General features: G+C 26.6%; 8 protein-coding genes and 1 other annotated feature. Of the genes, 5 read left to right on the top strand and 3 right to left on the bottom strand.

What is annotated here, in order from left to right; translation table 11 throughout:
* Positions 1-358: 358 nt before the first annotated feature.
* Positions 359-574: a binding site (T-box leader), on the top strand.
* 111 nt (positions 575-685) lie between these two features.
* Entirely contained in the window at positions 686-1,876 is a 1,191-nt protein-coding gene (locus VN21_RS03950; RefSeq protein WP_046822145.1) for an argininosuccinate synthase, read from the top strand.
* 137 nt (positions 1,877-2,013) lie between these two features.
* On the top strand, positions 2,014-3,330 hold the full coding sequence (argH, locus tag VN21_RS03945) for an argininosuccinate lyase (protein WP_046822144.1): 1,317 nt from the start codon (positions 2,014-2,016) through the stop codon (positions 3,328-3,330).
* A 103-nt stretch (positions 3,331-3,433) separates the two neighbouring features.
* Here argH and VN21_RS03940 read toward each other — a convergent pair whose 3' ends face one another.
* Entirely contained in the window at positions 3,434-3,778 is a 345-nt protein-coding gene (locus VN21_RS03940) for a hypothetical protein (RefSeq protein WP_046822143.1), read from the bottom strand.
* Positions 3,779-3,964: 186 nt separating this feature from the next.
* Here VN21_RS03940 and VN21_RS03935 point away from each other — a divergent pair, with 186 nt between their 5' ends.
* The 3 genes from VN21_RS03935 to VN21_RS03925 are packed head-to-tail and all read left to right on the top strand — an operon-like array spanning position 3,965 to position 5,917.
* A complete protein-coding gene (locus tag VN21_RS03935; RefSeq protein WP_046822142.1) occupies positions 3,965-4,768 on the top strand; it encodes an ABC transporter ATP-binding protein in 804 nt (267 codons plus the stop codon).
* A complete protein-coding gene (locus VN21_RS03930) occupies positions 4,762-5,511 on the top strand; it encodes a hypothetical protein (protein WP_046822141.1) in 750 nt (249 codons plus the stop codon). Before VN21_RS03935 ends, VN21_RS03930 begins: the two co-directional genes overlap by 7 nt.
* Positions 5,512-5,521: 10 nt before the next feature.
* Positions 5,522-5,917 carry a YxeA family protein gene (locus tag VN21_RS03925; protein WP_046822140.1) on the top strand — a complete coding sequence of 132 codons (396 nt, stop codon included), beginning with the start codon at positions 5,522-5,524 and terminating at the stop codon, positions 5,915-5,917.
* Positions 5,918-6,047: 130 nt separating this feature from the next.
* Here VN21_RS03925 and VN21_RS03920 read toward each other — a convergent pair whose 3' ends face one another.
* Together VN21_RS03920 and VN21_RS03915 are read right to left on the bottom strand one after the other, a co-directional pair.
* Positions 6,048-6,260, bottom strand: a complete 213-nt coding sequence (locus tag VN21_RS03920) for a helix-turn-helix transcriptional regulator (protein WP_046822139.1) — start codon at positions 6,258-6,260, stop codon at positions 6,048-6,050.
* On the bottom strand, positions 6,261-6,671 hold the full coding sequence (locus tag VN21_RS03915) for a hypothetical protein (protein ID WP_046822138.1): 411 nt from the start codon (positions 6,669-6,671) through the stop codon (positions 6,261-6,263).
* Positions 6,672-6,773 lie beyond the last annotated feature (102 nt).

The raw sequence follows: 6,773 nt of genomic DNA, 5'->3' as shown, positions 1-6,773 counted from the left end.
GTAATTTAATAACAAATTAAAAATGAAATACAATAACAAATTGTAAAATAAATATTAAATTAATTTGACAAATTAAAAATGAAATACAATAACAAATTGTAAAATAAATATTAAATTAATTTGTTTTACAATTTGTTATTGTATTTTTACAAATAAAAAGATTTCTTTTTTTATGAGAAATATACCCAAATATAACTATTCAAAAAACGATTAGTAAATTAATAAAATATACAATAAATATTATTAAGACTAATTTAATATTGCTTTTAATATATCTAAAATATAGATAAGATTTACTGTGAAAAATATGTTGACATGGATTTAAATCTATGCTAGCATTAATCTCAAAATAAATACCTAAAATTCAGTGAAGAAGAGAGTAGTTTAAATGTATTTTATAGAGAGCCAAGGATGGTGGGAGCTTGGTAAAGAAGTTTAAATGAAGAGAGCTTTGGAGAAGGCTATTTGAACATTTTATTGATTAGTAAAGTAGTTGGTTTAATCTGCCTTAAAGATATGAGATAATAAGTTTACTTATTAATTAGAGTGGTACCGCGATAATTTCGCCTCTTAGTATTTTACTAAGAGGCTTTTTTAATATCCGAAATTATCAGAAGATATAGATTATTTAGGCCTATGAAAATATACCTTCTTAAATTATATTAGGAGGAAGTTTAAAATGAAAATTAAAGAAAAAGTTATACTAGCGTATTCTGGAGGATTAGATACATCAATAATAATACCTTGGTTAAAAGAAAATTATGATATCGATGTAATAGCAGTATGTGCAAATGTAGGGCAAGAAGAAAATATGGATGAAATTTATGAAAAAGCTTTAAAAAGTGGTGCAAGTAAAGCTTATATAGAAGATTTAAGTGAAGAATTTGTAACACAAGCAATATTTAAAGCTATAAAGGCTGAGGCAAAATATGAAAATAAATATTTACTTGGAACATCTTTAGCTCGACCTATAATTGCTAAAAGATTAGTAGAAATAGCTCATAAAGAAAATGCAAAATATATATGCCATGGTTGCACAGGAAAAGGAAATGATCAAGTAAGATTTGAAGCCTCAATATCAGCCATTGATCCAAGTATAGAAGTTATAGCTCCATGGAGATTATGGGATATAAAATCTAGAGAAGATGCAATAGACTATGCTAATGAAAATAATATAGAAGTTTCAGCAACCAAAGAAAAAATTTACTCTGTAGATGCAAATCTATTCCATATATCAACAGAAGGTGGAGATATAGAAAATTTAAAGAATGAGCATAAAGAAGATTTAGTATATAAAAAGTGTAAGCCAATTGAAAAGGCATCTGATATAGCAGAATATGTGGAGATTTATTTCGAAAAGGGGGAACCAAAGAAAGTAAATAATGAGCAACTTTCTCCTGTAGAAATAATAAAAACATTAAATGATATAGGGGCAAAGCATGGTGTAGGAGTTATAGACATATTAGAAAATAGATTAGTAGGAATGAAATCAAGAGGAATATATGAAACTCCAGGGGGGACTATACTATATGAGGCTCATAACATATTAGAAAGTGCTACGCTAGATAAAGACACAATACATTATAAGCAAGTAATAGCTCACAAGTATTCAGAACTTATATATAACGGAATGTGGTTTAGTAAATTAAAAGAATCAATAGATGCTTTTATAGAAGAAACTCAAGAAAATATAACAGGAACTGTAAAGATAAAGCTATACAAAGGTAATATAAAACCTGCTGGTATATTTACGGAAAATGCATTATATGATGAATCTATATCTTCATTTGGAGATAGTGAATTATATGATCATAAAGATGCAGGTGGGTTTATAAATTTATTTACACTTCCTTTAAAAATAAAAGCATTACAATAAAATAAGCATAGATAAAATTATATATTAACTGTTTAAAACATAATTCATAAAATTCGGGTTTATTAAACAAATATAAATTCTATGAAAAAGAGAGTAGATATAAAAACAAATATTAGATACATTACGAGGTGAAGTTTATGAAACTATGGGGTGGGCGTTTTAGAAAAGAAGAAAATAAGCTTATGGAAGAGTTTAACAAATCATTTGATTACGATAAAGTATTGTATCAAAAGGATATAGAAGGAAGTATTGCTCATGTATATATGCAAGTTAAGTGCAATCTTTTAACAGAAGAAGAAGGCATAGCTATAACTGATGGGTTGGTAAAAATTCATCAAGATATATATAATAAAAAACTACTATTAGAAGGTAGCTATGAGGATATACACAGTTTTATAGAAATAAACTTAATACAAAGAATCGGTGAAGTAGGAAAAAAACTACACACAGCTCGTAGCAGAAATGATCAAGTAGCAACAGATATGAGACTATTTGCTAAAGAAAGTACTATAGAAATAATAGATTTAATAAAAAACTTTAAGAAAACTTTAAAAGAAGTTGCTTACAAAAATTGTGTAATCATGCCAGGATATACTCATTTACAAAGAGCCCAAGTTGTAACATTTAAACATCATTTAATGGCTTATTATAGCATGTTTGATAGAGATGAAAAAAGACTTACTAACGCTTTAGAAATATTAGATGAATGTCCTTTAGGATGTGGAGCATTAGCAGGAACTACTCATAATATTGATAGAGAAACTACTAAGGAAAAATTAGGATTCAGTAGAGTTGTAGAAAACTATATGGATGGTGTAAGTGATAGAGATTATCTACTTGAGCTTATGAGTGATTTTTCTATAATAATGATGCATTTAAGTAGATTAAGTGAAGAACTTATATTATGGAGTAGTCAAGAATTTAAATTTATAGAAATTGATGATTTATATACAACAGGTAGCAGTATAATGCCACAAAAGAAAAATCCTGATGGTGCTGAGTTAATAAGAGGAAAAACGGGCCGTGTTTATGGAAGTTTATTTGGATTATTTACTGTTATGAAAGGTTTACCACTTGCTTATAACAAGGATATGCAAGAAGATAAAGAAGGTTTCTTTGATAGTGTAAACACTGTACAAATGTGTATTTCTATTATGGAAAGAATGATTGCTACTTTAAAAGTAAATGAAGAAAACATGAAAAAAGCTGTTAAGCATGGATTTTTAAATGCTACTGAAGTTGCAGATTACTTAGTTAAAGAAGGAGTTGCGTTTAGGGATGCTCATGGAATTGTGGGAAGTATAGTTATTTATTGTGAGGACAACAACAAGGCTATTGAAGATTTAGAAATAGATGAACTTTTAAAGTTTAGTGATGTATTTAAAAAAGATATTTATGATTTTATAGATTATGAAAATATATTAAATAAAGGATCTAAAAATAATTTATTATAGATAAACTCTCTATTTAATTACATATTTCAAAAAAATATAAAGCATTAGTAAGGCTATAATACACTATAGCATTATTAATGCTTTAAGTTATTTTAGAAGAAATTTAAGAGTTGTTTTTTAACAAATCTTTTAATTTTATAATATCGTTATCATTATCTTTATCCTCAAACTTTACTCTTCTAGAATTTTGCACATCTGTTTCCTTAGAGTCTAACATAGTTAATAAAATAGTATCAGGATCTGGAATTACTATATTATTAACTTTGAATTCCTGTTCTTTTTCAGTAAGTTTTTCTCCTTTAATTTCTTTTTCAGTTATAGTTTTGCTTAAAATTATTTGCTCAATCGCTTTTAATATAGGATCCTTATCTTCTTTTTTTGATGAATTATAAAAAGTGTTGTTTGGTGAAGTTAAAAAATTATTATTTCTGATTAGATTTGTAATCATGATTGCCTATCCTCCTAAGTCTTATTATAAATATATTCGTAAAAAATTAGGAAAACTTTAGTAAACCTACTGATTTTTATGTGAATTAAAAAAAGTAAGGTTTATTTAAGGTTGGGTTTATTTTTAGTTAAGAATGAATGTATAAAATAGAGTTAAATAAAGCACGGATAAAGAAAAGGAGAGAATATGATAAAGTTAAAAAATATTAATAAATATTATGGCAAATTTCATGTCACTAAAAACTTAAGTTTAAGTGTAAATAGTGGTGAAATCTATGGGCTTGTAGGAAAAAATGGAGCAGGTAAGACAACAATTTTTAAAGTTATATTAGGATTATCAGAATTTAGTAGTGGAGAATTATCAATAAAAGGTAGTAAAGATAAAAATGAATTGCTTGCAAATAGGAAAAAAATAGGGTTTTTCATAGGGAAAAACTTCTTTGATTATTTAGATGCTAGAGAGAACCTAAACTATTATAGACAATTAAAAGGAATCAAGGATAAAGGAGAAATTGATAGAGTATTAAAAATAGTAAACTTACATGAAACAAAAGCAAAATATAAAAACTTTTCTATGGGAATGAAGCAAAGATTAGGAATAGCAAATGCGATACTGGGTAGCCCAGAAATACTAATATTAGACGAACCTACAAATGGACTAGACCCACAGGGAATAGCGGACATTAGAAACTTAATAAAGAAATTAAATGAAGAGTACAAAATGACAATAATAGTATCTTCTCATATTCTTGGAGAATTAGAACATACTGCAAATAGATTTGGTATTGTTCACGAAGGAAAAATACTTAAAGAAATAGATAAAAACAATTTGGAAAGTGAAGCAGATACTATAGAGATTAAAGTAAGTGATATTGAGAAAACAAAGAAAATTTTAAAGGAAAATAAAATAGAAATTTTACAAGAAAAATCATCTACAAAGACGTTAGAAGATTACTACTTTGAATTAGTAGAGGGGGCGAAGAAATGTTAAATTATTTAATAGCAGATTTAAACAGAATAAGTCGTAAAAAATCTTTAATATACACGGTAGCAACTTTTTTAGGGCTATTCCTTACAATGGTATTTATAATATATACTCCAAATTTAGATGGAGGAGGATATATTTCAAAAACAGATTTATTTTTAGGATTCTATCATTTAGTAGTAGGGATACCAATATTTTTATCAATATACTCAGATGATTTTAAAAGTAAAGCAATGCAAATAGCTATAGGATATGGGATTGATAGAAATAAAATTATATTAACAAAAGCAATAGAAACAGTAATATTATCAGTAATTTCAGGTGTATTGTTAGGTGTACTTGTAACAGTTGTACCAAAGATTTTAGGACTTACTCTTACGCACGAACAGTTTTTACAACTGACTCTTGGCGCAGGAATAGGAGTACTAAAGATTATTGTATATGTAGGTATATCTACAATATTAGTTTGTTTTTATCAAAATGCAATGTATGGAACAATATCATTTGTATTGCTAGGATCAGGAACAGTAGGGATGATATTAAATCTTATACTTGCTCAACAGTTTGTAGTAGATTTAGTAGGAAATTTAAATGAACACGTGTTTACAACGTTGTTAGCTATAGAAAAACTAAACTATATAACAAAAGGAAGTTTTAACATAACTTCAATAATAGAAATTATACTATACATGGTAATACCAGTAATAGTTTCAATGATTATATTTAGAAAAAAAGAACTTGAATTTTAGGAGGAAGAATATGAAAAAAACATTAGGAATTTTAATAGTCGTATCAATAATTGTAGGTGGAGCACTTTGGGCAAAAGGATATTATAATAATAGATATGTGGCATCAGAAACTTATTATACACAAGTACCAACAGATGAAGTAAATAAAGATTCTTGGTTAGTAAATAGTGAAGGTGAAAAACAAGAAAAAGGAAAAGAGTATAAATTAATTGGATATGACAAAGAAGGAAATAAAAGAGAAGTAGATTTTACTAAAAGAGGGACTGCAAAGGATTATTATGCACCAGGGACTTACATCAAGATAAGTGCTAGTAAAACAATTTCTCTTGGAGAAACTACAATTAATAAAGAGGATGTACCTGCAAAAGCTTTAGAAAAGATAGAAAAAGAAGGAACTAGACAATAAAAGATAAATGCAGTGATTTCAATTGTTTAAATATGAATTGTTAAACAAATTATATATGAAACTTAATTACAAATTCAAAAAGGAATTGTAAAACAAATTGTTATACAATTCCTTTTTAATTTAAGTTTACTTATTCTTCTTCATCAACAAATTCAAATAAACTCTCAACTGAAGTATTAAAGACTTTTGCGATATCCATAGCTAACTTAAGAGATGGATTATATCGACCATTCTCTAAATGAACTATAGTCTCACGTCTTACTCCAACCAATTTAGCTAATTCATTTTGTTTAATAAGAGTTTTTTCTCTATACTCTTTAATATTTGTTTTTAAAATAGGCATTTAATTATAAAGTCCCTTTCTATCATAGTATATATATGATAATAACCTAAAAATTGTAAGTAATAGCAAAGTTATTATAATTACTAATCCAAGAATATTAACAGATTTAAAAATATAAGAAGTATTCGGCGTTGTAGCAGCCATACCAATTAGGGTTATTGATACAAGCATAAAATCTATACTCATTTTATTTACTTTTGATAATATAGTTTCAGATAATTCATAATTAATCCCCCTGACTTTAAGATGTGAAATTAACATAACAACTATCCATATATTCCATGCTAATGTTACATAATTTGAATACTGTGAGTCAAAATAAAGGTCAAATATTGAACTTAGTAAAATAAAGATCATTGTGAAAATATCCAAAATAAGTTGTGCTTTGATAGTAAATTGACTATTAGACATATAGTCGTCCCTCTTTAAAAGTGATATATTTATAACTTAATATGTTATAAATATATCACTTGGGAAAAGATTTTTCAAGTATCAATGTTAGAAATATATAAC

Origin of the sequence: Paraclostridium benzoelyticum (genome assembly GCF_001006285.1) — a bacterium.
Classification (GTDB): domain Bacteria; phylum Bacillota; class Clostridia; order Peptostreptococcales; family Peptostreptococcaceae; genus Paraclostridium; species Paraclostridium benzoelyticum.
The sequence above is the reverse complement of the archived record's forward strand: the minus strand, read 5'-3'. Positions and strand labels throughout refer to the sequence as shown.